The organism is Saccharopolyspora antimicrobica, assembly GCF_003635025.1.
In the GTDB taxonomy this organism is placed as follows: Bacteria; Actinomycetota; Actinomycetes; order Mycobacteriales; family Pseudonocardiaceae; genus Saccharopolyspora; species Saccharopolyspora antimicrobica.
Genome location: NZ_RBXX01000002.1, coordinates 3,861,472 through 3,885,608 on the forward strand (window position 1 = coordinate 3,861,472; position 24,137 = coordinate 3,885,608).

Sequence of the window (24,137 nt, forward strand, 5' to 3'; positions counted from 1 at the left end):
CTCACGAGTTGGGGCGCTTGCCGTGGTTGGCCTTGTTCTTCTTCCGGTCCTTCTTCTTGCGGGCGCGCTTACCCATCGGCATCTCCTCAAGCTCGGTTTCCAGCCAGCCCGGTGACCGGTCGGGCGTCGAGGCCGACCCGTCTCCGCTGGGGTTTCAAGCATCCAGTTTGACATGCCCGCCACCTGCCGCCGCCGGGTGGTTCCGGTCATGCTTTCCTAAGGTGACCGGATCGCGGTCGCGGGTCGAACCCGGCCGGGCCGGGGGGAGGGGCTGATCTTGTCCACGCTGAGTGATCTGCTCGCCGAGCACACCGGGCTGTCCGGAACCGCCGCCGACCACCTGCAGCTCGTGGTCGCCGAGTGGCAGCTGCTGTCGGACCTGTCCTTCGCCGACTTCCTGCTGTGGGTGCCGATCGGCCCGCAGGAGACCCCGGAAAGCCGCTTCCTGTGCGTGGCCCAGGCCCGGCCGACGACGGCCCCCACCGCCCACCCGGAGGACGTGGTGGGCACCGAGGTCACCGAGGAGGAGCACCCGCAGCTGCGGCGCGCGGCCCTGGAGGGCCGGATCTGCCGCGAGGAGGACCCGCGCTGGCACCTCGGCGTTCCGGTGCGCCGCGAGACGATCCCGGTCCGGCTGGGCGACGAGATCGTCGCGGTGCTCAGCCGCGACACCAACCTCGCGGTGCCGCGGGTGCCGAGCCCGCTGGAGATCTCCTACTTGGGCAGCGCCGCCGACCTGTGCCAGATGGTCGCCGACGGCACCTTCCCCACCCCGGAGCCGGCGCCCGACGTGCACACCAGCCCGCGGGTCGGCGATGGCCTCATCCGCCTCGACAGCTCCGGCACGGTCGTGTTCGCCAGCCCGAACGCACTGTCGGCCTACCACCGGATGGGCCACGCCGCGGATCTCGTCGGAGCACAGCTCGCCCCGCTGACCCGGTCGCTGCTCAACGATCCGTTCGACGCCGACGAGGTGGCGCAGCGGGTGCGGCGCGCGATGGGCGGGCAGCCCAGCATGCGCATCGAGGCCGAGGCGCGCGGTGCGACGGTGCTGTTCCGGGCGCTGCCGCTGCGCCCGCGCGGGCAGCAGGCGGGTGCGCTGGTGCTGGTGCGCGACGTCACGGAGGTCAAGCGGCGGGACCGCGCGCTGATGTCCAAGGACGCGACGATCCGCGAGATCCACCACCGGGTCAAGAACAACCTGCAGACGGTGGCCGCGCTGCTGCGGTTGCAGTCGAGGCGGACCGGGAACAACGAGGCGCGCCTCGCGCTGGACGAGTCGGTGCGGCGGGTGACCTCGATCGCGCTGGTGCACGAGACGCTGTCGATGTCGGTGGACGAGCGGGTCGACCTGGACGACGTGGTGGACCGCGTGATCCCGATGATGAGCGATGTCGCCGTGGCCGAGACCGGGGTGAAGGTGCGCCGCGAGGGCCGGTTCGGAGTGGTGTCCGCCGAGTTGGCGACCCCGCTGGTGATGGTCCTCACCGAGCTGGTGCAGAATGCTTTCGAGCACGCCTTCCCGGAAGGGCAGGGCGGCGAAGTCGTGGTGCAGGCGGAGCGTTCGGCGCGCTGGCTCGACGTCGTCATCTCGGATGACGGTCGTGGCCTGCCGAAGGGATTCTCCCTCGAGCGCGCCGAACGCCTCGGCCTGCAGATCGTGCGGACCCTCGTGGAATCCGAGCTCCGAGGGTCGTTGAGCTTGCGCGGTCGCGGGCGGCAGCGGGGTACCGAGGCGGTGTTGCGCGTTCCGCTGAAGTACCGGCGCTGACGTCTGCCCGGTAGGTCGGGCGCCGCGCGGTGCGTCGATCCTGGTGATGCGACGGTGGGGCGGTGTCGCATCGCGGCCGATCGGGCCGGGTTCCCGGATCCGCCTGCTCGAACGAGCTGTGAGCTGAGCGGTTCTTCCGGGGCCGACATCGACGCGGATCGGCCGGGGGTCTCGTCGGGGTGTACGGGTATCTTTCGGTGCGATGGCCGTTCTTCGCGACCGGGGCGAAGACGCCGGGTCGATCACCGGGGGTGCGATCGACCCGCTGCGTCTTCAGCGAGTTTCGCTACTCAGGCGTTGGTGCGGGCCCGGGTGCGAGCGTTGCGCCGCTTGAGGGCACGCCGCTCGTCCTCGCTCATACCGCCCCAGACGCCGGCGTCCTGCCCGCTCTCCAGTGCCCATGCCAGGCACTCGGAGGCGACGGGACAACGGCGGCAAACGGCCTTCGCCTCGGCGATCTGCAGCACGGCAGGACCGCTGTTCCCGACGGGGAAGAACAGCTCCGGGTCCTCGTCACGGCAAACCGCATCGTGGCGCCAGTCCATCGTTCCTTGCTCCTCGCTAGGCGCGCCAACGCGCGCCGCTCGTACGTGTTCGGGGTGTTTGTGAATGCTTTCACGGAGTCCGTGTGCTTGTGAATGCTTTCACGAACTGCCGCGATGTCAAGAGTTCGATCTCGCGTGGTGAGGGAACTCACCTGAAAGATCGACAGGACTTGACCAGGGGTTTCGGTGTGTCACCGGTCGCAGACGGGGGTCGCGAGTCGGTAACTACGTCCATCCGTTACGAGAAGGTTATACGGCGACGCGGAGAGCTTCCGGGACTGAGAGGAACTCGATCTCCGAACGCTCACCCAGGCAATCGCCGTCGACCTGCAGGCGCAACGGCTCCGTACAGGTTACGCGGAGATGGGCCACGTCTGCACGTTGAATTAGGTTACTTCCGTGTGGTTTCGCTCTACCGCGTAGCATTTCCGCTACATGTCGTAACACAGGGTAAGTGCGCATGTTCCGCAGCGCGAAGACGCCCAGACCGGTGTCGAAGCTGGTCTCCGGGCTCATCCGCACCGGTCGGGAGCCGAGGTAGGTCCAGGGGTCGGTGTTCGAGACGAACACGCTGTGCAATCCGCCGACCTGCGATTCGTCACCAATTCGCAAGGTGAGCTTCGGCTCCGCGCGGGCCATCCGGAAGTAGCAGGCCAGCGCGGTGCGGGCGTAGAGGGCGGGAGTCACGTTCCGGCCGTTCGAGCGCAGCCGCTCCACCTCGGCGACCACTTCGGCGTCCCAGCCCACACCCGCGTTGAAGGTGAACCAGCGCTCATCGGCGCGGCCGAGCCCGACCCAGCGGCCGCTGCGCTCGGCCACCGCGCGCAGCAGGCGGTGCGTGGCCTCGACAGGGTCTCGCGGCAACCCCAGGGCGCGGGCGAACACGTTGGCGGATCCGCCGGGCACCACGCCCAGCGTCGGCATCGCCCTGTCGCCCACGTCACCGGCCGAGAACATGCCGTTGACCACTTCGTTCACCGTGCCGTCGCCGCCGTGCGCGATCACCAGGTCCACGCCTTCCTCGACGGCCGCGCGGGCGGTGTCGGAGGCGTGGCCCCAGTACTGCGTTTCGACGACGTCCAGCTTCAGCTCGCTGGCCAGCGCGTGAGCGAGCACATCCCGGCCAGCCGCAGTGGTGGACGTCGCCTGCGGGTTGACGACGAGTACGGCGCGCACACCCGCAGCCTAGGCGAGACCGGTGGTTCAGCTCTCCCGCAGGGCCTCCTCCCGCCGCGATCGGTACTCCCGGCCGCGGTGCCCGACGCGGGCGGGGCGGGCCGGCTGAAGCACCTGGAACGGGTGCGCCGTGCCGCTGACCTCCGCCGGGACCCGGTGGGAGCCGGACGCGCAACCCCGGAGCGCATCCGTTCGCCGTCCACCCGGGCCGGTCGGGCGCACGGACGGCGCGGACACCCCGATATCCGCGATCGCCGTGGCAGCCATGAGTCGATCATTGCGCGTGACAGTGGTCGCAGCCATGCGTCATTCAGGCGGTATTACCATCGATGGGGCATACGCAGAGTCACCGATTCCGCTTTCCGGAAGGGCAACCGCGACCGTGTCGATCGAAGCTGTCCCGCGCACCGTGCGCATCGCCGGCGTACTGACCACGCTGCAGGCCGTGGCGGGGCTGATCTTCGTCGTCGCGCTGCTGGTCCGCGGCACCAACACCGGCTCCGGCGGGGTGGGCGAGTTCGGCAGCGCCCAGACCTACGGGGAGGCCGGCTACTTCGCGCTGCTGTCGGCCGGAGTCCTCGCGGCGGGCCTCGGGATGCTCAACGGCAAGCACTGGGCGCGCACCCCGGCCCTGCTGCTGCAGCTGATGCTCCTGGGCACCGCGTGGTACGCGATGGGCCCGTCGGGTCAGCCCGTGATCGGCCTGGTCCTCGCGGTTCCGGCGATCGCGGTGCTCTGGTTCATGTTCAACCGCGAGGGACGGCGCTGGTCGTACTACGGCAACGCCGCCCCCGACGCGGACCGCGAGGACTAGGGATTCTCCGAGCCCGTTCGCCGCTTCAGGCGCTGAAAGCGCGGAGCGGGTCGCCGGTGAGGCGGAAGACCGTCCACTCGTCCATCGGGATCGCACCGGCCGCCTTGTAGAAGTCGATCGCCGGCTTGTTCCAGTCCAGGACCTGCCACTCCAGCCGCGCGTAGCCGCGGTCGACGCACTCCTTGGCCAGCGCCTGCAGCAACGCCTTGCCCAGGCCGCTGCCGCGCTGCTGGGGCTGCACGAACAGGTCCTCCAGGTAGATGCCGTGCACGCCCTCCCAGGTGGAGAAGTTCAGGAACCACAGGGCGAGCCCCACCACCGCGCCGTCCACTTCGGCCACGTGCCCGAACAGCGCGGGGTCCGGTCCGAACAGCGCCGCGCTCAGCTGCTGCTCGGTCAGGTGGCACAGCTCGGGCGCCTTCTCGTACAGCGCGAGCTCGTGCACCAGCTCGACCATGGCCGGGACGTCGGCTTCGGTCGCACGGCGGATCATCGATACCTCCACGGGTTTCTGCCTACCGGGCCAGCATATTCGCGCCCGGCAGGAGACCCGCGCGGCTCTGAACGCCGTCTTGTCCTTGAAGCGGCGGAGCCGCTTGGCCCACCCTCGCAGCCAGCACCGCTACCCGCGCCGCCACGCAAGACGAGCCTGGAAACAGGAAATCAGCCCTGCTGCCAGGGCGGGATGTTGGAGCGCACCACCTGCGGGGCTCCGCGCTCGCGGCCGAGCACGGTGATCCCGGCCGGGTCCAGCGCGAAACCCACGCCGGCGACCGCGGGCAGGCCCAGCCAGCGGGCGATCAGGCAGCGGCTGAAGTGGCCGTGGCCCACCAGCACCACATCGGAGGCGGTGTCGGCGATGCGGACCAGCAGCTCGTCGGCGCGGGCCGACACCTGCTCCGCGGACTCGCCGCCCGGGCAGGGGTGCGTCCACACCGTCCAGTCCGGGACCTGCTCGCGGATCTCCGGGGTGGTCAGGCCCTCGTAGTCGCCGTAGTCCCATTCCGCGAGCAGCGGTTCGGTGGCGATGTCGTCCAGCCCGGCCAGCTCCGCCGTGCGCTGCGCGCGCTGGCGCGGACTCGCCAGCACGACCACCGGCCCGGCGGGGCGCAGCGCGGTCAGGGTCTGCCCGGCCTGGCGGGCCCGCAGTTCGCCCTCGACGGTGAGCGGGATGTCGGACCGGCTGGTGTGCTGGCCGGTCTGGGACCACTGGGTGGTGCCGTGTCGGAGGAGGTAGATGCGGTGCTCGTCCTGTGCCACGGCCCGAGCGTAACCGCGCTAGGCGGGGAGCACCCCTTCGCGCACCGCCGCCGTCAGCTCCGGGCCGGCCTTGTCGGGCGATCCGGCGTCGAACGGCGGCTGCGGGTCGTACTCCAGGGCCAGCTGGATCAGCTTCGCGCTGTCCTCGCCCCACATCCGCGCCGCCAGCAGCAGCGCCATGTCGATGCCCGCCGACACCCCGGCGCCGGTGATCACGTCGCCGTCCACCACCACGCGGTCGGTGCGGACCTGCGCTCCGAGCTCGGCCAGGACGTCGCGGACCGCCCAGTGCGTGGTCGCCGGCCGGTCGGCGAGGATGCCCGCCTTGGCCAGCAGGGTCGATCCGGTGCACACCGACGCCGTCCAGGTGGTGGTCGGGTGCACGGTGGCCAGCCAGGTGGTCAGCTCGGTGTGCTCCAGGGCGGCGCGCCACTGCGAGCTGCCGGGCACCACGACGACGTCCGGGCCGGTCAGCTCGGCGAACGTCGTCGTCGGCCGGATCGGCAGGCCGGAGTCGCAGACCACCGTGTCGCGGCTCGCCGCGACGAAGTGCGGGGTGACGCTGTCGGGTCCGGCGAGGACCTCGTACGGACCGATCAGGTCCAGCGCGGTGAACTTGTCGTAGAGGACGAATGCGATGTCCACAGTGGTCTCCTCAGATCTCGTCGGTGCCGGTGGTGCGGAAGCGGTCCCGGTAGGCGCTGGGCGGGATCCCGAGCTGGCGGACGAAGGCGCGGCGCATGGTCTCCGCGCTGCCGAAGCCGCAGCGCCGCGCGATGCCGCGGCAGCCGGTTTCGAGCATCGCGCACGCCGCTTCGACGCGCGCCCGCTCGACGTAGCGGCCCGGGCTGGTGCCGACTTCCCTGGTGAACAGGCGGGTGAAGTGCCGCGGGCTCATGGCCAGCCGGTCGGCCATCGCGGTGACCCGGTGGTCGCCCGCCGGGTTCGCGGCGATCTCGCCGAGCAGGTCGTGCAGCGCGCGGTCGCGGACCGGTTTCGCCGAGTTCCACACGCTGAACTGCGATTGCCCGCCGGGGCGCTGGAGGAACACCACGAGCCACTTGGCGATCGTGCGGGCGATCTCCGGACCGTGGTCGTCCTCGACGAGGGCGAGCGCGAGGTCGACCCCGGCGGTCACCCCGGCCGCGGTGAGCACGGAGGCGTCGCGGACGTAGATCGCGTCCGGCTGCACCTCGACGCCCGGGTAGGACTCGGCGAGCTCCTCGCAGTTCGCCCAGTGCGTGGTGGCCCGGCGCCCGTCCAGCAGTCCGGCCTCGGCCAGCATGAACGCCCCGGTGCAGACGGAGGTCGTCCGGTGGGCGAGGCCGGACAGGCGGCGCAGCTGCCGGGCCAGCTCGGGATCGCCGGCGGTTTCGCGGAACCGCCAGCCGCCCGCCACGACGAGGGTGCCGAGCCGGTCGACGTCCTGGAGCGCGATGTCCACGCCCAGCCGGACCCGTGACGAGGTGACCACGTCGTCCCCGCTCAGCGAGGCAAGGCGCACCTCGTAGCCGTCGTCGACTAGGTGCGCGGCGCCGTCGAACACCTCCAGCGGGCCGGCGACGTCGAGCAGCTGGACGCCGTCGTAGACCACGATGACCACGCGGTGTCTGTCCACGTCATCGAGCTTGGCCGCAGCTGTGCACGTCCTCAAGGACGTGTACCCCACCGATCAGGACAGGTGCTGCTCGGCGCGTCCTTCCGCGTAGGCCGCGGCGAAGAGGTCCGGGGCGGATTCGCGGGCTCGGGCGGTGATGCGGTCGACGTCGGCGCGTTCCGCCCGGGGGAGGGGCGCACCGACCGATTCGCGGGTCACCGCAGCTCTTCCGAGCAGGCGCGCGGCGGCTTCGGTGTCGCCGAGGAGTGCTTTGGCACCGGCCAGGCCTTCGAGGGCCAGGGCGATCGCGCGGGGGTCTTCGGTGCTCTCGGCGGTGGCGAGGCCTTCGGTGTGGAGGCGGGCCGCGGTGTCGGCGTCGGCGCGTTGTTCGGCGATGAAGCCGAGTTCGGCCAGCGCCAGGGCGACGCCGGGGTGGTCACCGGCGCGGCGGCTCCACCGCAGCTGGCGGTGCCACAGCTGCTCGGCGTCGTCCAGGCGCCCCTGGCGGCGGGCGGTCAGCGCGAGGCCGAACTCGGCGTAGACCAGGCCCTGCTCGTTGTGGGCCGCCGCGGCGACGTCGGCCGCGCGGCGGTGGTGGGCTTCGGAGGCTTCGAGATCTCCGGTGAGCAGCGCGATGCGGCCGAGCCCGGACAGCTTGTTGGCGGCCTCGGAGGCGAGGCCGAGTTCTTCGGCGATGCGCAGCCCGTCGCGGTGCGTGCGCGCGGCCATCGCGTAGTCGCCGGTGATCTCGGCGACCCTGGCCAGCAGCTCGGCCGCCTGCAACTGCCCCCACTGGTCGCCGAGCTCGTCGAACAGCGCTTTCGCCGTCGTCGCGTCCTGGCGGGAGACGGCGAGCTCACCGCGCACGATCCCGCGGCGGGCCCGGTTGGTGAGCGCCGCGGCCTCGCCCCAGCGGTCCTCGGCCTGCTGGAAGGTCCGCAGCGCCCGTTCCAGCGTGTGCGGTGGCCCGGTGTAGTCGCCGACGTCGAGGTGGACGAATTCGAGGAAGCACTCGGCGCGGGCCCTGGCGACCGGATCGGTGATCTCGGGCCGCTCCCGGGTGACGTCGCGCGCCGCGCCGGAGAGCACGGCCAGGGAATCCCGGCACGCCGCCACCACCGGGTCGGCGCCGGCGCCCGCCAGCAGTTGGTGCGCTTCCCGGAACCGGCCGCGCAGGAAGAGGTGCCACGACGCCGCCGCGGCCAAGTGGCGCGTCGCCGCGGTGTCGCCCTGGCGGACCGAATCGTCCAGGCAGGAGCGGAGGTTCGGCAGCTCCAGGTCGAGCCGCCGCAGCCAGGTCGGCTGCTCGCCGCTGCGCAGCCCGGCTTCGGCGCGTTCGGCCAGCTCGGCGTGGTGGCGGCGCGCCCGCCGCCGCGCGGCGTCGGTCTCCTCGGCTTCGGCGAGGCGTTCCCGGCAGTAGGCGGCCACCGATTCCAGCAGCCGGTAGCGCGGGCGCCCCTCGGGGAACCCGACCGTCACCAGGCTGCGGTCGACCAGGCCGGTGAGCACGTCGAGCAGGGTGTTCGGCTCGTTCGCGCAGACCGCTTCGGCGGCGTCGAGCGTGCACCCGTCGGCGAAGACCGAGAGGCGGCGCAGGACGATCTGCTCCTGCTCGTCGAGCAGGCCCCAGCTCCAGTCGATGACCGCCCGCAGGGTCTGGTGCCGGGTGGGCGCGCGGCGGTTGCGGGCGGTCAGCAGGTCGAAGCGGTCGTCCAGGCGGGCGGCGAGCTCGCGCAGGCCGAGGCCGCGGACCCGGGAGGCCGCCAGCTCCAGCGCCAGCGGCAGGCCGTCGAGGCGGCGGCAGATCGCGGCGATCACCGCGGCGTCGTCGTCCCGCTGGTCGAACCCGGCCGCGGCCGCGCGGGCCAGGAACAGCTGCGCGGCGCTGGAATCGCGGACCGCTGCGGGGGTTTCGCCGCCGGGCAGGGTCAGCGGCTGGACCGACCACAGCTGTTCGCCGGGCAGGTGCAGCGGTTCCCGGCTGGTCGCGAGGAGCCGCACGCCGGGTGCGGCGGCCAGCAGCCGGTCGGCCAGCGCGGCGGTCGCGTCGATGACGTGCTCGCAGTTGTCGAGCAGGAGCAGGAGGTTCTTGCCGCGCAGGGCTTCGGCCAGGCGGGCGGCACCGTCGCGCGGGGAGCCGGCGACCTCGTCGCGCAGGCCCAGCACGGCCGCGATGGCATCGGCCACCGCGGCTTCGGTGACCGCGCAGCCGGTGTCTATGGCGGCGAGCTCGACCAGCCACGCGCCGTCGGGGAAGGATTCCGCTGCGGCGCGGGCGACTTCCAGGCCCAGCCGGGTCTTGCCGACCCCGCCCGGGCCGGTCAGCGTCACCAGGCGCCCCGCGCTCAGCCGGGCGCGCACCGACTCCAGGTCGCCGTCGCGGCCGATCAGCTCCGAGACGGCGGCGGGGAGGTTGTGCCCGGGCGCGGTGGCGGTGAGAACCGGTTCCTGCCGGAGCATCGAGCTGTGCAGTGCGGACAGCTCGGGGCCCGGGTCGATGCCGAGCTCGTCGGCGAGGCGGGCCCGCACCTGCTGGTAGGACTCCAGAGCCTCGGCTTGCCGTCCGGAACCGTAGAGCGCGCGCAGGTGGAGGGCCTGCAGGCGCTCGCGGTGCGGGTGGCGCGCGACCAGCTCGGCCAGGTCCGCGGCGACCCCGGTGTGCTCGCCGAGTTCGAGGCGCGCAGCGGCGTGGTCCTCCTGCGCGGCGAGGCGCTGGTCGTGCAGCCGGGTGCGGGCGGGCGCTGCGAAGGCGGCGTCGGCGAACTCCGCGAACGCCTCGCCGCGCCAGATGCCGAGGGCAGCGGCCAGCGCCGCCGCTCGGGCCCTGGCATCGGGTGAGGTTCTCGCCTGCGCGCTCAACGCGGTGAAACGCCCGGCGTCGACGGCCTCGGCGTCGATGTTGAGCCGGTAGGCGCCGGAGCGGAACTCCAGCAGCGCGCGGGCTCCCGGCTCGGCGGAGTCCAGCGCCTTGCGCAGCTGCGAGATCTTGGCGCGCAGCGTCGGCACCGGTTTGCCGGGCGGTGCCGAACCCCAGAGGTCTTCGACCAGCCGGTCGGCGGAGACGAAGCGCCCGGGCGTGACGAGCAGGTCGGCGAGCAGGGCCCGCACCTTCGCCTCCGGGACGGGCACCGGAGTGCCGTCGTCGGTCCACACCGCGAGCGGGCCCAGCACTCCGAAACGCACGTGCCGACAGTACTTGGTGACCTGCGGTGATGGCCGACCGCAAGCGGACCCGAAGCGAACCGCAACCGGGGCCGCCCAGGCTGGGGCCAACTTCAGCGAGAGGACAGGCCATGAACGACGCACAGCGGAACACCGGTCGCGAGGTCCGGCTGCGGTCGCTCCCGGACGGCGAGCTCCGGGCGGAGGACTTCGAACTGGTCGAGACGCCGGTCCCGCAGCCCGGCGCCGGGCAGGTGCTGGTCCGCAACACCTGGATGTCGGTCGACCCCTACATGCGGGACCGGATGGACCCGGCGGTCACCTTCCTGCCGCCGTACCAGGTGGGCGAGGCGCTCGACGGCCCCGCGATCGGGCGGGTCGTCGCCTCCGGGTCCGCGGAGGTTCCGGTCGGCACCGTGGTGCGGCACTGGCTCGGCTGGCGGGAGTACGCCGTGCTGGACGCGGCCGCGGTCGAGGTGCTCGACACCTCGGTCGCCGAGGAGCAGGACTACCTCGGGCCGCTGGGCACGACCGGGCTGACCGCCTACGTCGCCACCACCGAGATCGCCCCGGTGCGCCCCGGTGACGTGGTGTTCGTCTCCGCCGCGGCCGGCGCGGTCGGCAGCGTGGCCGGGCAGCTGGCCCGCCAGTTCGGCGCGTCGAAGGTGATCGGATCGGCCGGTGGCCCGGTCAAGGCCCGGAAGCTGCGCGAGACGTTCGGTTTCGACGCCGCCATCGACTACCGGTCGGCCTCGGTCGCCGAGCAGCTCGACGTCGCCGCGCCGGACGGCATCGACGTCTACATCGACAACGTCGGCGGTGAGCAGCTGGAAGCCGCCATCGACGCGATGCGCGGCGGCGGCCGGATCGCGCTGGTGGGCGCCATCAGCGCGCACGGCGCACCGCCCGCGGGGCCGAAGAACTACTTCCAGCTGGCCATCAAGGAGATCACGATGCGCGGCATGCTCGTCGGCCAGCACTTCGACCGGTTCCCGGAGTACATCGGCAAGGGCGCGAACTGGCTGCGCGAAGGAACCCTGCGCACCGAGACCACGGTGCAGCACGGCATCGAGAGCGCGCCGGAGGCGCTGCTGGGCGTGCTGCGGGGTGCGAACACCGGGAAGATGCTCGTCCGCCTGGACGGCTGAAAAGCGTTCCGGCGAACGGATTTCACGCTGCGCGGCGGGATTCGCGCAGGACTGCGAGCTCATTCGACGTTTCCAACCAGACAGGAGATCTTCACCATGAATTCCCAGCCGGGAGGCCGTGCGCTCGTCGTCCTCGCGCACCCGCGGACCGACTCGGTCACCGCTCGGAGCGCGGACCTGGTGCACCGCAAGCTGAAAGCGGCGCAGTACGAAGTCGACCTGCTCGACTTGTACGCCGAGGACTTCGACCCGCGCGTGACCCCCGCCGACGAACCGGACTGGGCCGACCGGGAGAAGGCCTACTCGCCCGAGGTCCGCGCCCACATGGCCCGGGTCGACGCCGCGGACGTGATCGTGGTGGTCTTCCCGGTGTGGTGGTTCTCCCTGCCGGCGATCCTCAAGGGCTGGATCGACCGCGTGTGGAACTACGGTTTCGCCTACGGGCGCAGCGAGCCGCGGCTGGCGGGCAAGCGCATGCTGTGGCTGGGCCTGGCGGGCGGATCGAGCGCGGGCTACGCGGAGGTGGGGCTCGCCGAGATGATGGATCTGCAGCTGCGGGTCGGCATCTCGAACTTCTGCGGGATCATCGACGCGGACTTCGTGCTCGTCCACGACCTCGAAACCGCGGACGCCGAGCAGGCGCTGGCCGACGTCGAGGACAAGGCGGAGCGGTTCCTGGGCCGCTGAACCGCGGGCACCGGCCGCTCAGCGGTCGGTGCCCACCAGGCCGCGCAGGATCTCCTCGGCGTGCGTCCACAGCAGCGATCCGCCCGCATCCGCCACCAGGTGGTGCCGAGCGGCGGGGATGCGCTGGGCCAGCGTCACGCCGTGGTCGGGCGAGTGGCTGGGGCTGGTGTCGAGCGCGCCGTACCAGAGGTCCACCGGGATCCGGATGTCCGCGACGTCGAAGGGCCAGCGGCCCATGTCCAGGACGGTGTCGCGGGCGTAACCGGCCGGACCCTGCGCGAATCCCTCGGCCATCGCCTTCCGGAAGACCGGCTCGAATCCCGGTGACCGGTAGACGGCGAGGTCGACGCCCGGGCTGAACCTGGTGATCAGCTGCCACAGCGCCTCGGCGCTGCCGAACTCGGCGAAGGACTGCTCGGCGGCGGCCGGATCGGCGGCCACCAGCTCGACCATGCTCCGCAGGTCATCCGGCAGACCGCTGCCGAAGGACGCGAACTCGTCGGCACCCGCGACGACGGCGGCCCGCGACGCAACTCCCGCCGCGGCGCAGGCCAGCGCGAACGGCCCGCCCGCCGAGTAGCCGACGACGGCGAGCCCGGCCGAGCCCAGGACAGTCCGCCGCAGCTCGGCGATGTCGTCGGCGAAGCTGTCCAGCGTCCGGCCCGGTGCGGGATCGGAAGCGCCGAGTCCCGGCCGGTCGACCGAGATCAGCCGGATGCCGAGCGCGTCGACGACATCGGTGCCGAACCCGAGATGACGGCTCGTCGCAGCGCCAGGGCACAGCACGACGGGCTTGCCGTCCTGCGGGCCCCACTCGGCCCAGGCCAGGTTCCGCCCATCGGAAAGCCCGTGCCGCCCAAGCCGATCCGGTCCGGAAACGTCCATGACAGTCGATTGTGGACGCCCCTGCCTCGCGACGCCATCGATTTTCGGCCGCGGCGGCCAGTGGTGCAGACGCCTCGCGGTCATCTCGCAGCGGGTGGCGGATAACCTGCGGGAATGAGCAACGCGATGTGGGATGCGCTGGCGGCGACACCCCTGCGGGAAGTGCGGCGCCGTGCGGCGATCCTGGATGAGCTCGCCGAGGTCGAACCGGTGACCGTGACCGGCGCACGCCGTCTGGCCTGGAACGACGGCGGCGGCCAGTCCGCGGTGTGGTACTTCGCGGACGACCACCGCGTGCTGCTGCTGACATTCGACCACGAGTCGCCGCTGAACCTGTACGCCGAGGACGATTTCGCCCTCCAGGAATCTTTCTACGAGGGCGTCCCCGAGTCCCTCGTAGACCTGGTCCGCGACCGTCCGGAGAACTACGAGTCGCTGAACCTCAAGGACCCCGCGACGGGCCGGACGATCCACTACGCGGGTGGTGTCTTCTGGTACGACGGCGCGCGCTGGCACGTGGCCGACGGCTTCGCAGCGCACTGCCGCCGCGAGGACGTGAGCCTCTTCCGCGATTCCGGCTTCGACTACTGCCTGGACCCCTACCGCTTCGGCGAGGACTTCACCCCGGAGAGCGCCGTGGCGATGCGGGACGAGGACGGCTGGTACGAGGGCGCGGAAGAGCGGGATGCGGACCTGGCCAACGTTCGGGAGATCTTCACCCGACACGGCTAGCCGACCGGCCACCTGATCCTCATCCTCCTAAGAGGATGGCCCGGGACGTCCTCCGGTCGTGGCGACGGGCCGCAACGAGAGAGGCGCCGACCGGCGAAGGTTCTCGCTGGTCGGCGCCTCGGTGAAGCCGGTGCCTCAGCCCTGCTTGGTCTCCCAGAAGATCTTGTCGATCTCCGCGATGTAGTCCAGCAGTTCCTGACCCTTCTTCGGGTCCATCGAGCCCTTGGTGCCGGTGGCGCCGGCCGCCTTGGTGGCCTTGTTGACCAGCTCGTGGAGCTGCGGGTACTTCTCGAAGTGCGGCGGCTTGAAGTAGTCGGTCCACAGCACCCACAGGTGGTGCTTGACCAACTCGGAGCGCTGCTCGGCGATCAGAATCGCCCGAGTGCGGAACTCCGGGTCCTCATTGGCCTGGTACTTCTCCTGGATCGCCTTGACCGACTCAGCCTCGATGCGCGCCTGGGCCGGGTCGTACACGCCGCACGGAAGATCGCAGTGCGCGGTCGCCTCCAGGCGAGGGCTGAGGATTCGCGACAGCAGTCGCATGATTCCTCCCTGACAGTGAGTGCTCCGACAGCGCCGACCCTACTCTGGAAGATCCTCGGCGTCCTACTGGAGGTGGCAGTGAAATCCCTCGGCCGGTGGCCATGGCGCCGCTTGCTGGTGCGGGGTCCGTCGATGGTTCCCACGCTGCGGGATCGCGATGTCGTGCTGCTGCGGCTGCGCGGTCGCGCCCGGGCGCGCGACGTCGTCCTGGTCCGCTGGGCGCAGCGGCCGGAGCAGCTGTCGATCAAGCGCGCGGTGCGCCGCGAGGGCGGCGGTTGGCACGTGGAGGGCGACAACAGCTTCGGTTCGACCGACTCGCGGGAGCTGGGGCCGGCGGAAGTCCTCGGCGTCGTCCGCTGGCGGCTGTGGCCGAACCCGGGGCGCCTGCGCTGAACCGCTGGTCAGCGCAGGGTTTCGTAATGCGCCAGGCAGGTTTCGTAGTCCGGTAGGAGGCCTTGCTCCGCCGCTTCGGCGAGGCTCGGGGCGTGACGGTCCTTCTCGGACAGGACCGGCTCGCAGTCCAGGACGTCCCAGGGGAGCGCGAGGGCCGGGTCGAGCGGGTTGATGCCGTGCTCGGCGCCGGGGTTGTAGGGCGTCGAGCAGAGGTAGCTCATCGCGGTGTCGTCGGTGAGCGCGACGAAGGCGTGGCCGAGGCCTTCGGGCACGTAGACGGCCCGGAACTCGTCGGAGTCCAGGCGCACCGCGTCCCACTTGCCGAAGGTGGGCGAGCCGACCCGGATGTCGACCACCACGTCGAGCAGCGCTCCCCGCGGGCAGTACACGTACTTGGCCTGGCCCGGCGGCACGTCGGAGAAGTGCACACCGCGGATGACGCCGCGGGAGGACACGCTGTGGTTGGTCTGGGCGACCCGCAGCGGGTGCCCGAGGGCTTCGACGAGCGCGGCCTCCTGGAACGGCACGACGAAGAGGCCGCGGTGGTCGGGGAAGGCCTTCGGAATGAACTCGAACGCGCCCGTGTTCTCAAGTCGACGTGCCTGCACGGCCGAAAGCCTATGGGGCCGGCCGATGCGGGTTTTCGAGGGGTTTCGGAGGGGTCGCGGTCAACAGGACACACGTGCTGCAAAGGACGTCGGAAAATATGACGTTCGTTCTGTTAGCGGAAATTCTTGAAAACCGTACGTACGTACTGCCCTTTTCGAATCAAAACCGGACGCCCGTACTGCCACTGGGCGTTGACTTTTTGTTGAAGCCGCTGGTGAGATTGTGTGATCCCGGTCGCTGACATTGATCTGGGGGCCTGGCACACTGTTCGAACCGCAGCGTCCGCCGAGCCGCTGTCCGACCGGGGCAGCTGTGCTCGGTTCATTCACACACCGCCGGCCGGAAAGCCCGGTGCGGTGGCGTAACCCGGGCGGCTCCGCGCCGCCCACTGGCCCGGCCCGGACCGTTCCCGGGCCGAAGGCATGGCTACAGGAGGGACGCCGTGACCGCCGTCAACGACCGCACCGACAATGGTGCCGATTTGACCAACGAGGAAATTTTCGCCGCGCACGAGGGCGGCAAGCTGGGCGTGGAGGTGTCCGCGCCGCTGGCCAGCGCGCGTGACCTCTCGATCGCCTACACGCCGGGCGTGGCGCAGGTCAGCCGCGCGATCGCCGCCGACCCGGAGCTCGTCGACCGCTACACCTGGACGCAGCGGTTGGTGGCCGTGGTCAGCGACGGCACCGCGGTGCTCGGGCTCGGCGACATCGGACCGCGGGCCTCGCTGCCGGTCATGGAGGGCAAGTCCGCGCTGTTCAAGACCTTCGCCGGACTGGACTCGATCCCGCTGGTGCTGGACACCACCGACGTCGACGAGATCGTGGAGACCCTGGTCCGGCTGCGCCCGTCGTTCGGCGCGGTCAACCTGGAGGACATCTCCGCGCCGCGCTGCTTCGAGCTGGAGCGCCGGGTCTCCGAGGCGCTGGACTGCCCGGTGATGCACGACGACCAGCACGGCACCGCGGTCGTGGCGCTGGCGGCGCTGCGCAACGCGGCCAAGGTGGTCGGTCGCGAGCTGGGCTCGATGCGCGTGGTGATCTCGGGCGCCGGTGCGGCCGGGGTGGCCTGCGCGAAGATCCTGCACACCGCCGGGGTCGGCGAGATCACGGTGCTCGACTCGCGCGGTGTGATCCACTCCGGGCGGGACGGCCTGACCCCGATCAAGCAGGAGCTGGCCGGTTTCACCAACTCCAGCGGGATCACCGGCGGGCCGGCCGAGGCGCTGCGCGGCGCCGACGTCGTGATCGGCGTGTCGGTCGGCCAGCTGCCGGAGGAGCTGGTGGCCACGATGGCCGATGACGCCATCGTGTTCGCGCTGTCCAACCCGGACCCGGAGATCCACCCCGACGTCGCTCGCCGGCACGCCGCCGTGGTGGCCACCGGGCGCAGCGACTTCCCGAACCAGATCAACAATGTGCTGGCCTTCCCCGGCATCTTCAAGGGCGCGCTGGACGTCGGCGCCCGCAAGATCACCGACGGGATGAAGGTCGCGGCCGCCGAGGCGATCGCCGCGGTCGCCGCCGACGACCTCAGCGCGGACTACATCGTGCCCAGCCCGCTGGACCCGCGGGTGGCGCCGGAGGTCAGCGCCGCCGTGGCCAAGGCGGCTCGCGCCGAGGGCGTCGCCAAGTCCTGATCGCACCGATGCGCGCGAGGCTCCACGGGATAGCTGTGGGGCCGGACTGCGCCGAGCCGGACCAATCGGGGCCGGGGAGACCGATCGTCTCCCCGGCCCCGTTGTGTCGACGGTTGTGGACTTTCGGTGCTTCGCGTCATCATGTCGGGGGACGGCTGTCACCTCTCCAGGGAATCCGGTTCCGGTCGCGGCACCATGGCGTTACCGCCGGTGCGGAGACCGGTATTGTCAGCCGCACGACCTGTTGTGTTGCAGATCACTCGTCAGTGGGGTGCGGTGCAACCCGGGGCAGCGGTCGCGCGGCTGCGACGCAGGAGGGGTGCTGTTGACCGAGCGGAGCGAGAGGACCCGGACGAGTTCCGGCGGTCTCGGCCTGGCCGGTGCCCGCTCCGAGGAGTTCGCCCTGTTGCCGCTGCCCGCGGCGCCCGCGCTGCTGAGCACCCCGGACGGCATCGTCGTCCGCGCCACCGAGCAGGCGGCGAAGCTGGCGGGGGAGACCACGCCCGCGGCGCTGGTCGGCTGCCGCCTCGCGGACCTGGTGACCCGCGACGGCCCGGTCTCGCTGCTGCGGGCCAGGAGCGGCAGCTACCCGGTCCGCCCGATGAGCTGGCCGCACATCCAGGACGAGCGGCTGCGGGTCACCGTGCTGGTCGACGTCTCCGACCTGGCCGACGCCGGGCACGACGACACCGAAGCCGCCGACGGCAACGAGCGGCGGTGGCTGATCGAGGCGCAGCGGATCGCCAAGGTCGGCAGCTGGGTGTTCTACCCGGAGACCGGCGAGCTCTACCGCAGCCCGGTGCTGGCCGAATTCCTCGGCGATCCCGGTGGCCAGGAGGCCGTGGGCGTGACGGCGATGATCGAGGCGACCCACCCCGACGACGTGGCGCGGGCGCAGCAGTTCTACCTGGACGTGCTCACCGCTCCGGAGGACGAGCTGCTGGAGGTGGAGCTGCGCGACCGTCGCGGCAAGCGCGTCTACCTGTGCACCGGGCGGGCCGAGTACAACCGGGCCGGGCGGGTCGAGCGGGTGCAGGGCACCGTGCAGGACGTCACCGAGCACCGGGCCCTGGAGCGGCAGCTCCGCGACGAGCGGCGCAAGCTGCAGGACGCGCAGCGGATCGCCCGCCTCGGCACCTGGGAGTGGGATCCGCGGTCCGGCGTCATGCGGTTGTCGAACATGCTGCACGAGATCATCGGCAAGCCCGCGAACGCGCCGATCACCTTCGAGAGCTACCTGGACCGGGTGCACCCCGACGACCGCGGCTGGGTGCGCCAGGCCTGGCGGCCGCTGATCGAGGAGCACGACCCGATCGAGGTCGAGCACCGCTACCTGCGCATCGACGGCACCACCCGGATCCTGCGGCTGCACGGCACCGCCATCACCGACGCCGACGGCCAGGACGTCCTGGTCGGCACCGCCCAGGACGTCACCGAGCAGCGGGCCGTGGTGACCCGCATGGAGCGCTCCAGCCAGCGGTTCACCGACCTGGTCAGCATCACCCCGGTGGGCATCGGCCTGTTCGACCGGGCCGAACGGCTCGTCGACGCCAACGACGCGCTGTGCGACCTGCTCGGCTACCAGCTGGAGCAGCTGCGCGGGATGAGCGCGAAGGACATCACCCACCCCGACGAGCAGAACACCGGCCTGCCCACCCCGGCGGAGAACTCCGGCATCCGGCGCCGGGTGCCGCAGCGGGTGCTGGTGCGCGCCGACGGCGAACCGGTGTACTGCGAGCTGCGCACCTCGGCGTCGGTGCAGGACGACGGCACCCACTTCTGGCTGGTGGTGTTCCAGGACATCACCGAGCGGCGGCGGGCCGCCGAGGCGCTGCGCTACCAGGCCACCCACGACGACCTGACCGGCCTGCCGAACCGCACCGCGGTCAAGGACCTGCTCTACCAGCTGCTGGGGCGGGCCGATTCGGACCGGGTCGCGGTGCTGTTCTGCGACATCGACAACTTCAAGCGGGTCAACGACTCGCTGGGCCACGACGCCGGTGACGAGCTGCTGGTGGCGCTGGCGCGCCGCCTCGAAGGCGGGCTGCCCGACGGGTGCACGGCGGCCCGGCTCTCCGGCGACGAGTTCGTCATCATCTGCTCGGACATCGAGGCGGTCGGCGGCGTCGACTCGCTGGCCAACCGGGTGTCCGGGCTGCTGCGCACCGCGGTTCCGGTGCACGGCCAGCTGATCAGGGTCTCCGCGTCGATCGGCGCCGCGGTGCCCGACGGCAGCGCCTCCGGCGGCGAGGACCTGCTGCGCTTCGCCGACGCGGCGATGTTCGAGGCCAAGGGCCGCGGCACCGGCAAGGTCTCGCTCGCCAGCCCGGCGCTGATGGCCTCCGCGGACCGCCAGCTGCACCTGGAGGGCCAGCTGCGGGAGGCGCTGAACAGCGACGGCCTGGCCCTGCACTACCAGCCGGTGGTCGACTCGGACGGCGTGGTGGTCACCGCCGAGGCGCTGGTGCGCTGGCCGCACCCGGATCGCGGCATGCTCGCCCCGGACGCCTTCCTGCCCGTCGCGGAGCAGGGCGATCTGCTCCGCGAGCTGGACCGCTGGGTGCTGCGGACCGCGTTGCGGGAGGCGGCGACCTGGCCGGTGCGAGGCGGCCGCCCGGTGGGCGTGGCGGTGAACCTGGCCGGGCTGGTGCCGGGCGGGCCGGAGTTCGTCGACGCGGTCGCCGACATCGTCGCCGAGACCGGCATCTCCTGGGACCGGGTGATCCTGGAGCTGGTGGAGACCGCCCTGGTCGACCTGCCGTCGCGGACCCGGCACGAGATGGGCGAGCTGGTCTCGCGGGGCGTGCGGTTCGCGGTGGACGACTTCGGCACGGGCTACTCCTCGCTGGCGCGGCTCAAGGACCTGCCCGCGCAGATCATCAAGGTGGACCGCCGGTTCGTCGCCGGAGTCGGCGGTGACGCCTCGGACTTCGCCGTGGCGCGCGCGGTGGTGGACATGGCGCGCGCGATGGGCAGGCAGTGCGTGGCCGAAGGCGTGGAGACCGCAACCCAGTTCCACGTGCTCTCCGGTGTCGGCGTGGACGCCTACCAGGGCTGGCTGTTCTCCGGCGCCATCCCGGCCCGCGAGTTCCGCGACCTCATCGCCCGCGGCCCGATGCCCATCCCGGCAGCCTGAACGGCTTCCACTGTGGACAGCGTGCTGTCCCGGAAATGCCAGAACACCCCCGGCGGCAAGGGCTACCGGGGGTGCTCAGCTGCTCGATCAGCTGTCGAATAAGCCGGGCTTGTCGCTGTTGATGAAGCTCGTGCAGCTGGCGGTACCGACAACCAGGACCGGAGAGCCGTCTCCGAGCTTGGAGTCGCGAAGAGCGCTGTGGGGCACAGGTACCGCGATCCAACGGGATCACACGAGTCGGCACGGTCGGCAAGTCAGCCATCTCCCGTAGGTGCTTCAGCTGAGCGGCTGTCACGTCGCGGGTGCCAACTTGTCACTCCGTCCATACCCCGGACGATCTGTCGTGCCCGCCCTGTTCGGAGTGGGGGACCGCAAGTTCCCCACTCCGACGCCGGTCGAACGCACTCCCATGACACGTCACCCGAATAGCCGTGCCGCAGGACACATTCCGCAGAGCGTCGTACGCATGCTGCGACACGGAGGCAGACTGGCAAGGCACTCGATCCCTGGGGAGGGGTAGCCGGATGAGCTACGGCAGGCGTGGGGCATCGGCGCCGCGATCGGTGCCATCGTGACGGGAGTCGGCGTGGCCGTTGGCCTGATCGCCGCCGCGATCACTGCGCTGAACTCCTACCTCAGCGATGGTGACGGCACGGATTGGCGAGTCAACCAGTGAACCCGGGCGGGCCAGGTGTACCACCACACCGCTACCACGTTCCGGCCGGCAGGCCGATTTACCACGAGCTCATGGCGCTACCGCCGCGGCTCGCGCGGAAGATCCAGGTCTCGTCAGTCGTAACTGGATCGGTGTCGATCGCTTTGAGCCTCATCACGGGGATTCTGATCATCGTGATCGCCTACCAGCTGCCCACGGCAACCTGGGCAACGACCGGTTTGGTCACAGCGATGGGAGGTCTGTCGGCGTTCTTCTACTTCTTCTCCGGGATCACCCTGACGTTCGCGCCGGTCTACGTGAAGAACGGACACCTGAACGCGACCTTCACGGCCAGGGCCCGGCGAGTGCTCGTCGTGCTGTGGGCCGGCACGACGTTCACCTCGATCGCCTCCGTTTTCTTCTTCACCGGAACGGTGAGCGCATCGGTCAAGAAAGCAGGGGACCCCATCTACCGCCAGTTGATCGGTGACCAGCCGGTCGGCTACACCCCGCCGACCATCGGCTACCTGATCCTGCTCCTGGTTCCCTTCCTGCTCTCGGTCTCCAACGTGGTCATCGGCTGGCGGCTCCTTCGCCCGGCACCAGGGCTACTGCGCAAATATTGCACATGATCACCGCGGCCAACTGGAAACAGCCACCCCACGGCGGCTGGTGCTCGTTCAACCTGCCGGGAATCACGATCCCGGCCGCCTGAAGGCCAGCTTCTCCGTTCTGGACCTTTCCGCCGGTGGGCCGCCGAGCTCAAGATCAGAGGCGCATCGGTCCGCGGCGTCGCGGATCTCCGCGAGTACCCGAGGCGTTGAGGACATCTGTGACTGCGGTGAAGCACGGCCGGTTCGTGGCCCGGCGGATGACGGCCGTCGAGCAGTTCCGGGCGGAGAAGAAGGCCTGGCGGCTGGTTCAGCTGCTGGTGGGGCTCGTCGGCTACGGCACGGCGCTGACGTTCCTGGTCGGTTCGAGCCTGGGCGCGTCGGCCTGGGCCGTGCTCGCCGAGGGGCTGTCGGTGCGCAGCGGGATGTCGTTCGGCCTGGCGACGAGCCTGACGGCCGTGGTCGTCCTGCTGTGCTGGATCCCGCTGCGCGAGCTGCCCGGCCTCGGCACGGTTCTCAACGTGGTCCTGGTCGGCGCCGCGGCCGACGTCGCCGCGGTGTTCGTGCCCGCGCCGACCTCGCTGCCGCAGCAGATCGGCTACCTGCTGCTGGGCGTGCTGATGCTGACCTTCTTCGACGCGGTCTACCTGGGCGCCCGGTTCGGTTCCGGGCCGCGCGACGGCCTGATGACCGGCGCGGTCCGGTTGTCCGGGAAGCCGATCTGGTTGGTGCGCACGGCGATCGAGCTGGTCGTGCTGGTCGCCGGCTGGCTGCTCGGCGGCACGGTCGGCCTCGGCACCGTGCTGATCGCGCTGGCCATGGGGCCGCTGGTCCAGCAGTTCCTCCGCTTCACCACAGTCCGCCTCAAGAGCGACGGCTAGCGGCCGTGCGAAGCCCCAGTGCGCGGCTGATCGACCGCCGCTGCGGCGGTCGATCACCAAGCGGTACCTCATGGAACTTCGGGTGTCGGCGCGGCGCTGACCTCAGGTGCCGATCGGGGCGTCGCTGCCGAGCAGGGCCTTCACCTCCGGGTAGCTGCCGGTGGCCTGGACGCGGCCGTCGCCTAGCACGACGACGTCGTCGGCCGCCTGGATGGTGGACGGGCGGTGCGCGATGACCAGCAGCGTGCACTCGGAGCTGATGTGCTCGATCGTGCGGGTGAGCGCGGCTTCGTTCACGGCGTCGAGGTGCGAGGTCGGCTCGTCGAGCAGCAGCAGGTGCGGTCTCGGCAGCAGGGCTCGGGCGATCGCCACTCGCTGCTGCTCGCCGCCGGAGAGGGCGCTGCCGTGCTCGCCCACGGGCGTGTCCAGGCCCTGCGGCAGCCGGGCGACGAGGTCTTCGAGGCTGGCCAGCCGCACCGCGCGGTCGACCTCGTCGGCGGTGGCATCGGGCTTGGCGTAGGTGATGTTGTCGCGAAGGCTGCCGTGCATGACTGGCGCGCTCTGCTCGACGATGCTGATCGCCGCGCGGCACTCGTCGACGGTCATCTCTCGCGCGCAATCGCGGCCGTCGAGCAGGACGTGCCCGGCCTGCGGGTCGTAGAAGCGGGCGATGAGGGCGAAGATCGTGGACTTGCCCGCGCCCGACGGGCCGACCAGCGCGACGTGGCTGTTGCGGGCGACGCGGAAGGACACGTCCCGCAGGACCGGGCGGCCGGGCTCGTAGGCGAAGCCGACGCCGCGGAACTCGATCGCCGGAGCGTCCGGGTCGACGTTCGAGCTGCGGGCCTGGACCGCCGGGCGGGCCACCTCCTCGGCCTCGGTGGGCAGCTGCGCGATGTCCTCCACCCGCTGCAGCGCGGCCAGGCCCTGCTGGAGGGTGGCGAACACGTCGAAGAGGTTCGACAGCGGCGTCGCGATGTAGGTGACGTAGAGGAGGAAACCGATGAGCTCGGGCAGTTCGGCGGCGCCGCTGGCCACCCGCAACCCGCCCACGACGAGCACGGTGATCATCGCGCCGTGCACGGCCAGCGTCATCGCCGGGTTGATCACGGCGTTGCGCTTGGCGGCCTGGAGGTTGTGCGCGTAGGCCTGGCGGGCCAGAACGCCGATCCGGTCGCGCTCGCGGTCCTCGGCTCGCATGACGCGCACGGTGCGGATCGCCGACAGCGCGCGCTCCAGCTCCGAGCTCATGCCGCCGAGGCTGTCCTGCGCGTCGTGGATCGCGCGGCGGATGCCCGCCAGCAGCAGCAGGGTCAGGCCGCCGATCGCGCCGACGATGGCGATGACGATCAAGAACATCATCGCGTCCAGCCAGAGCATCATGGCGATGCCGCCGATCACGATGAACACGCCGACGCTGGCCTCGACCAGGTCGTAGGCCAGCGAGTCGCGGAGCAGCGTGGTGTCGCTGGTGGTGCGGGTGAGCAGGTCGCCGATCCGGTGCTGCTGGTAGCGCCGCATCGGCCAGCGCAGCAGCCGGTCCACGATGCGCAGCCGCAGCCCCAGGACGATGCCCTCACCGGTGCGTTCCAGCAGGTAGTGCCCGAACCCGGTGATCACCGCCTCGGCCACGAACACCACGGCCAGCAGGCCCAGCACCGCCAGGTACGGCTGCTGGTCGGAGAACGCCTCGATCGTGCGGGCGGCCAGCAGCGGCTGCACCAGGCCCATCACCCCGCCGAGCAGCGCGAGCACCATGGCCACGGCGATCACGGCCCGGTGTCCGCGGGTGATCCGGACCAGGTGACGCCAGTCGACCTTCCCGCCGGTGTCCTCCGGTTCGTCGTCGTCCGCACCGTCCAGGTCGGCTGCCCGGTTGGGGCGAATCATGTTCAG

The 24,137-nt window shown here is 71.3% G+C and carries 23 protein-coding genes and 1 pseudogene; 10 read left to right on the forward strand and 14 right to left on the reverse strand.

All coding sequences use genetic code 11. The features are described from left to right. Position 1: 1 nt before the first annotated feature. Positions 2 to 76, reverse strand: a complete 75-nt coding sequence (locus ATL45_RS40370) for a 50S ribosomal protein bL37 (RefSeq protein WP_103908190.1) — start codon at positions 74 to 76, stop codon at positions 2 to 4. A gap of 201 nt (positions 77 to 277) precedes the next feature. On the opposite strand from ATL45_RS40370, the gene ATL45_RS18830 reads away from it, so the two are divergent. Continuing rightward, on the forward strand, positions 278 to 1,771 hold the full coding sequence (locus ATL45_RS18830) for a PAS domain-containing sensor histidine kinase (protein ID WP_093157942.1): 1,494 nt from the start codon (positions 278 to 280) through the stop codon (positions 1,769 to 1,771). 290 nt (positions 1,772 to 2,061) lie between these two features. Here the strand turns inward: ATL45_RS18830 and ATL45_RS18835 are convergent, their stop codons facing one another. The 3 genes from ATL45_RS18835 to ATL45_RS18845 form a co-directional block, all read right to left on the reverse strand. Continuing rightward, positions 2,062 to 2,316: a WhiB family transcriptional regulator gene (locus ATL45_RS18835; RefSeq protein WP_093157940.1), complete on the reverse strand. Its 255-nt coding sequence runs from the start codon at positions 2,314 to 2,316 to the stop codon at positions 2,062 to 2,064. Between the two features lie 249 nt (positions 2,317 to 2,565). Beyond that, a complete protein-coding gene (locus ATL45_RS18840) occupies positions 2,566 to 3,492 on the reverse strand; it encodes a diacylglycerol/lipid kinase family protein (RefSeq protein WP_093157938.1) in 927 nt (308 codons plus the stop codon). Between the two features lie 27 nt (positions 3,493 to 3,519). Further along, complete coding sequence (locus ATL45_RS18845; protein WP_093157937.1) at positions 3,520 to 3,759, reverse strand: hypothetical protein; 240 nt, start codon at positions 3,757 to 3,759, stop codon at positions 3,520 to 3,522. Between the two features lie 115 nt (positions 3,760 to 3,874). Here ATL45_RS18845 and ATL45_RS18850 point away from each other — a divergent pair, with 115 nt between their 5' ends. After that, on the forward strand, positions 3,875 to 4,306 hold the full coding sequence (locus ATL45_RS18850; RefSeq protein ID WP_093157935.1) for a hypothetical protein: 432 nt from the start codon (positions 3,875 to 3,877) through the stop codon (positions 4,304 to 4,306). A 25-nt stretch (positions 4,307 to 4,331) separates the two neighbouring features. Here the strand turns inward: ATL45_RS18850 and ATL45_RS18855 are convergent, their stop codons facing one another. The 5 genes from ATL45_RS18855 to ATL45_RS18875 all read right to left on the reverse strand — a co-directional run bounded on the left by ATL45_RS18855 (position 4,332) and on the right by ATL45_RS18875 (position 10,346). Next, positions 4,332 to 4,799 (reverse strand): GNAT family N-acetyltransferase, encoded by a 468-nt coding sequence (locus tag ATL45_RS18855; RefSeq protein ID WP_093157934.1) that lies wholly within the window; start codon positions 4,797 to 4,799, stop codon positions 4,332 to 4,334. Positions 4,800 to 4,969: 170 nt separating this feature from the next. Next, a complete protein-coding gene (locus ATL45_RS18860; protein ID WP_093157932.1) occupies positions 4,970 to 5,566 on the reverse strand; it encodes a histidine phosphatase family protein in 597 nt (198 codons plus the stop codon). A gap of 18 nt (positions 5,567 to 5,584) precedes the next feature. Beyond that, positions 5,585 to 6,211, reverse strand: coding sequence for a DJ-1/PfpI family protein (locus ATL45_RS18865; RefSeq protein ID WP_093157931.1), 627 nt, complete (start codon positions 6,209 to 6,211; stop codon positions 5,585 to 5,587). A 10-nt stretch (positions 6,212 to 6,221) separates the two neighbouring features. Further along, positions 6,222 to 7,184 (reverse strand): GlxA family transcriptional regulator, encoded by a 963-nt coding sequence (locus tag ATL45_RS18870; RefSeq protein ID WP_093157929.1) that lies wholly within the window; start codon positions 7,182 to 7,184, stop codon positions 6,222 to 6,224. 54 nt (positions 7,185 to 7,238) lie between these two features. Then, complete coding sequence (locus tag ATL45_RS18875; protein WP_093157928.1) at positions 7,239 to 10,346, reverse strand: AfsR/SARP family transcriptional regulator; 3,108 nt, start codon at positions 10,344 to 10,346, stop codon at positions 7,239 to 7,241. A 110-nt stretch (positions 10,347 to 10,456) separates the two neighbouring features. On the opposite strand from ATL45_RS18875, the gene ATL45_RS18880 reads away from it, so the two are divergent. Together ATL45_RS18880 and ATL45_RS18885 are read left to right on the forward strand one after the other, a co-directional pair. Continuing rightward, positions 10,457 to 11,473, forward strand: a complete 1,017-nt coding sequence (locus tag ATL45_RS18880; RefSeq protein WP_093157926.1) for an NADP-dependent oxidoreductase — start codon at positions 10,457 to 10,459, stop codon at positions 11,471 to 11,473. 96 nt (positions 11,474 to 11,569) lie between these two features. Next, entirely contained in the window at positions 11,570 to 12,160 is a 591-nt protein-coding gene (locus tag ATL45_RS18885) for an NAD(P)H oxidoreductase (RefSeq protein WP_093157925.1), read from the forward strand. Positions 12,161 to 12,178: 18 nt separating this feature from the next. Here the strand turns inward: ATL45_RS18885 and ATL45_RS18890 are convergent, their stop codons facing one another. Then, positions 12,179 to 13,045: an alpha/beta fold hydrolase gene (locus tag ATL45_RS18890; RefSeq protein WP_093157923.1), complete on the reverse strand. Its 867-nt coding sequence runs from the start codon at positions 13,043 to 13,045 to the stop codon at positions 12,179 to 12,181. A 114-nt stretch (positions 13,046 to 13,159) separates the two neighbouring features. Here ATL45_RS18890 and ATL45_RS18895 point away from each other — a divergent pair, with 114 nt between their 5' ends. Beyond that, positions 13,160 to 13,777 (forward strand): hypothetical protein, encoded by a 618-nt coding sequence (locus ATL45_RS18895; protein WP_093157922.1) that lies wholly within the window; start codon positions 13,160 to 13,162, stop codon positions 13,775 to 13,777. 135 nt (positions 13,778 to 13,912) lie between these two features. On the opposite strand, the gene sodN is transcribed toward ATL45_RS18895, so the two are convergent. Further along, positions 13,913 to 14,320, reverse strand: coding sequence for a superoxide dismutase, Ni (gene sodN / locus ATL45_RS18900; RefSeq protein ID WP_093157921.1), 408 nt, complete (start codon positions 14,318 to 14,320; stop codon positions 13,913 to 13,915). 78 nt (positions 14,321 to 14,398) lie between these two features. Here sodN and ATL45_RS18905 point away from each other — a divergent pair, with 78 nt between their 5' ends. After that, positions 14,399 to 14,713: a S26 family signal peptidase gene (locus ATL45_RS18905; RefSeq protein WP_093157919.1), complete on the forward strand. Its 315-nt coding sequence runs from the start codon at positions 14,399 to 14,401 to the stop codon at positions 14,711 to 14,713. An 8-nt stretch (positions 14,714 to 14,721) separates the two neighbouring features. On the opposite strand, the gene ATL45_RS18910 is transcribed toward ATL45_RS18905, so the two are convergent. Further along, complete coding sequence (locus ATL45_RS18910; RefSeq protein WP_093157917.1) at positions 14,722 to 15,321, reverse strand: dTDP-4-dehydrorhamnose 3,5-epimerase family protein; 600 nt, start codon at positions 15,319 to 15,321, stop codon at positions 14,722 to 14,724. Positions 15,322 to 15,764: 443 nt separating this feature from the next. On the opposite strand from ATL45_RS18910, the gene ATL45_RS18915 reads away from it, so the two are divergent. Beyond that, complete coding sequence (locus tag ATL45_RS18915; RefSeq protein ID WP_093157916.1) at positions 15,765 to 16,958, forward strand: NAD(P)-dependent malic enzyme; 1,194 nt, start codon at positions 15,765 to 15,767, stop codon at positions 16,956 to 16,958. 319 nt (positions 16,959 to 17,277) lie between these two features. Beyond that, positions 17,278 to 20,094 carry a sensor domain-containing protein gene (locus tag ATL45_RS18920; RefSeq protein WP_177242074.1) on the forward strand — a complete coding sequence of 939 codons (2,817 nt, stop codon included), beginning with the start codon at positions 17,278 to 17,280 and terminating at the stop codon, positions 20,092 to 20,094. Here ATL45_RS18920 and ATL45_RS40240 read toward each other — a convergent pair. Continuing rightward, positions 20,057 to 20,395 (reverse strand): annotated as a pseudogene (locus tag ATL45_RS40240) (hypothetical protein); the annotation flags it as partial. The gene ATL45_RS18920 and the pseudogene ATL45_RS40240 sit on opposite strands and share 38 nt — an antisense overlap. 446 nt (positions 20,396 to 20,841) lie before the next feature. On the opposite strand from ATL45_RS40240, the gene ATL45_RS18925 reads away from it, so the two are divergent. Further along, the gene (locus ATL45_RS18925) at positions 20,842 to 21,381 is read left to right on the forward strand and encodes a hypothetical protein (RefSeq protein ID WP_143121751.1); all 540 of its coding nucleotides are present in this window, start codon (positions 20,842 to 20,844) and stop codon (positions 21,379 to 21,381) included. A 200-nt stretch (positions 21,382 to 21,581) separates the two neighbouring features. Then, complete coding sequence (gene yczE / locus ATL45_RS18930; protein WP_246025428.1) at positions 21,582 to 22,241, forward strand: membrane protein YczE; 660 nt, start codon at positions 21,582 to 21,584, stop codon at positions 22,239 to 22,241. A gap of 102 nt (positions 22,242 to 22,343) precedes the next feature. On the opposite strand, the gene ATL45_RS18935 is transcribed toward yczE, so the two are convergent. Further along, positions 22,344 to 24,131, reverse strand: coding sequence for an ABC transporter ATP-binding protein (locus tag ATL45_RS18935; RefSeq protein WP_093157981.1), 1,788 nt, complete (start codon positions 24,129 to 24,131; stop codon positions 22,344 to 22,346). Positions 24,132 to 24,137: the final 6 nt, after the last annotated feature.

Excerpts from the sequence above, each read along its gene's own strand:
- ATL45_RS18895 (WP_093157922.1), top strand. The coding sequence starts at position 13,160 with ATGAGCAACGCGATGTGGGATGCGCTGGCGGCGACACCCCTGCGGGAA.
- ATL45_RS18890 (WP_093157923.1), bottom strand. The coding sequence starts at position 13,045 with ATGGACGTTTCCGGACCGGATCGGCTTGGGCGGCACGGGCTTTCCGAT.
- ATL45_RS18935 (WP_093157981.1), bottom strand. The coding sequence starts at position 24,131 with ATGATTCGCCCCAACCGGGCAGCCGACCTGGACGGTGCGGACGACGAC.
- ATL45_RS18845 (WP_093157937.1), bottom strand. The coding sequence starts at position 3,759 with ATGGCTGCCACGGCGATCGCGGATATCGGGGTGTCCGCGCCGTCCGTG.
- ATL45_RS18855 (WP_093157934.1), bottom strand. The coding sequence starts at position 4,799 with ATGATCCGCCGTGCGACCGAAGCCGACGTCCCGGCCATGGTCGAGCTG.
- ATL45_RS18835 (WP_093157940.1), bottom strand. The coding sequence starts at position 2,316 with ATGGACTGGCGCCACGATGCGGTTTGCCGTGACGAGGACCCGGAGCTG.
- ATL45_RS18880 (WP_093157926.1), top strand. The coding sequence starts at position 10,457 with ATGAACGACGCACAGCGGAACACCGGTCGCGAGGTCCGGCTGCGGTCG.
- sodN (WP_093157921.1), bottom strand. The coding sequence starts at position 14,320 with ATGCGACTGCTGTCGCGAATCCTCAGCCCTCGCCTGGAGGCGACCGCG.
- ATL45_RS18925 (WP_143121751.1), top strand. The coding sequence starts at position 20,842 with ATGGCGCTACCGCCGCGGCTCGCGCGGAAGATCCAGGTCTCGTCAGTC.
- ATL45_RS18885 (WP_093157925.1), top strand. The coding sequence starts at position 11,570 with ATGAATTCCCAGCCGGGAGGCCGTGCGCTCGTCGTCCTCGCGCACCCG.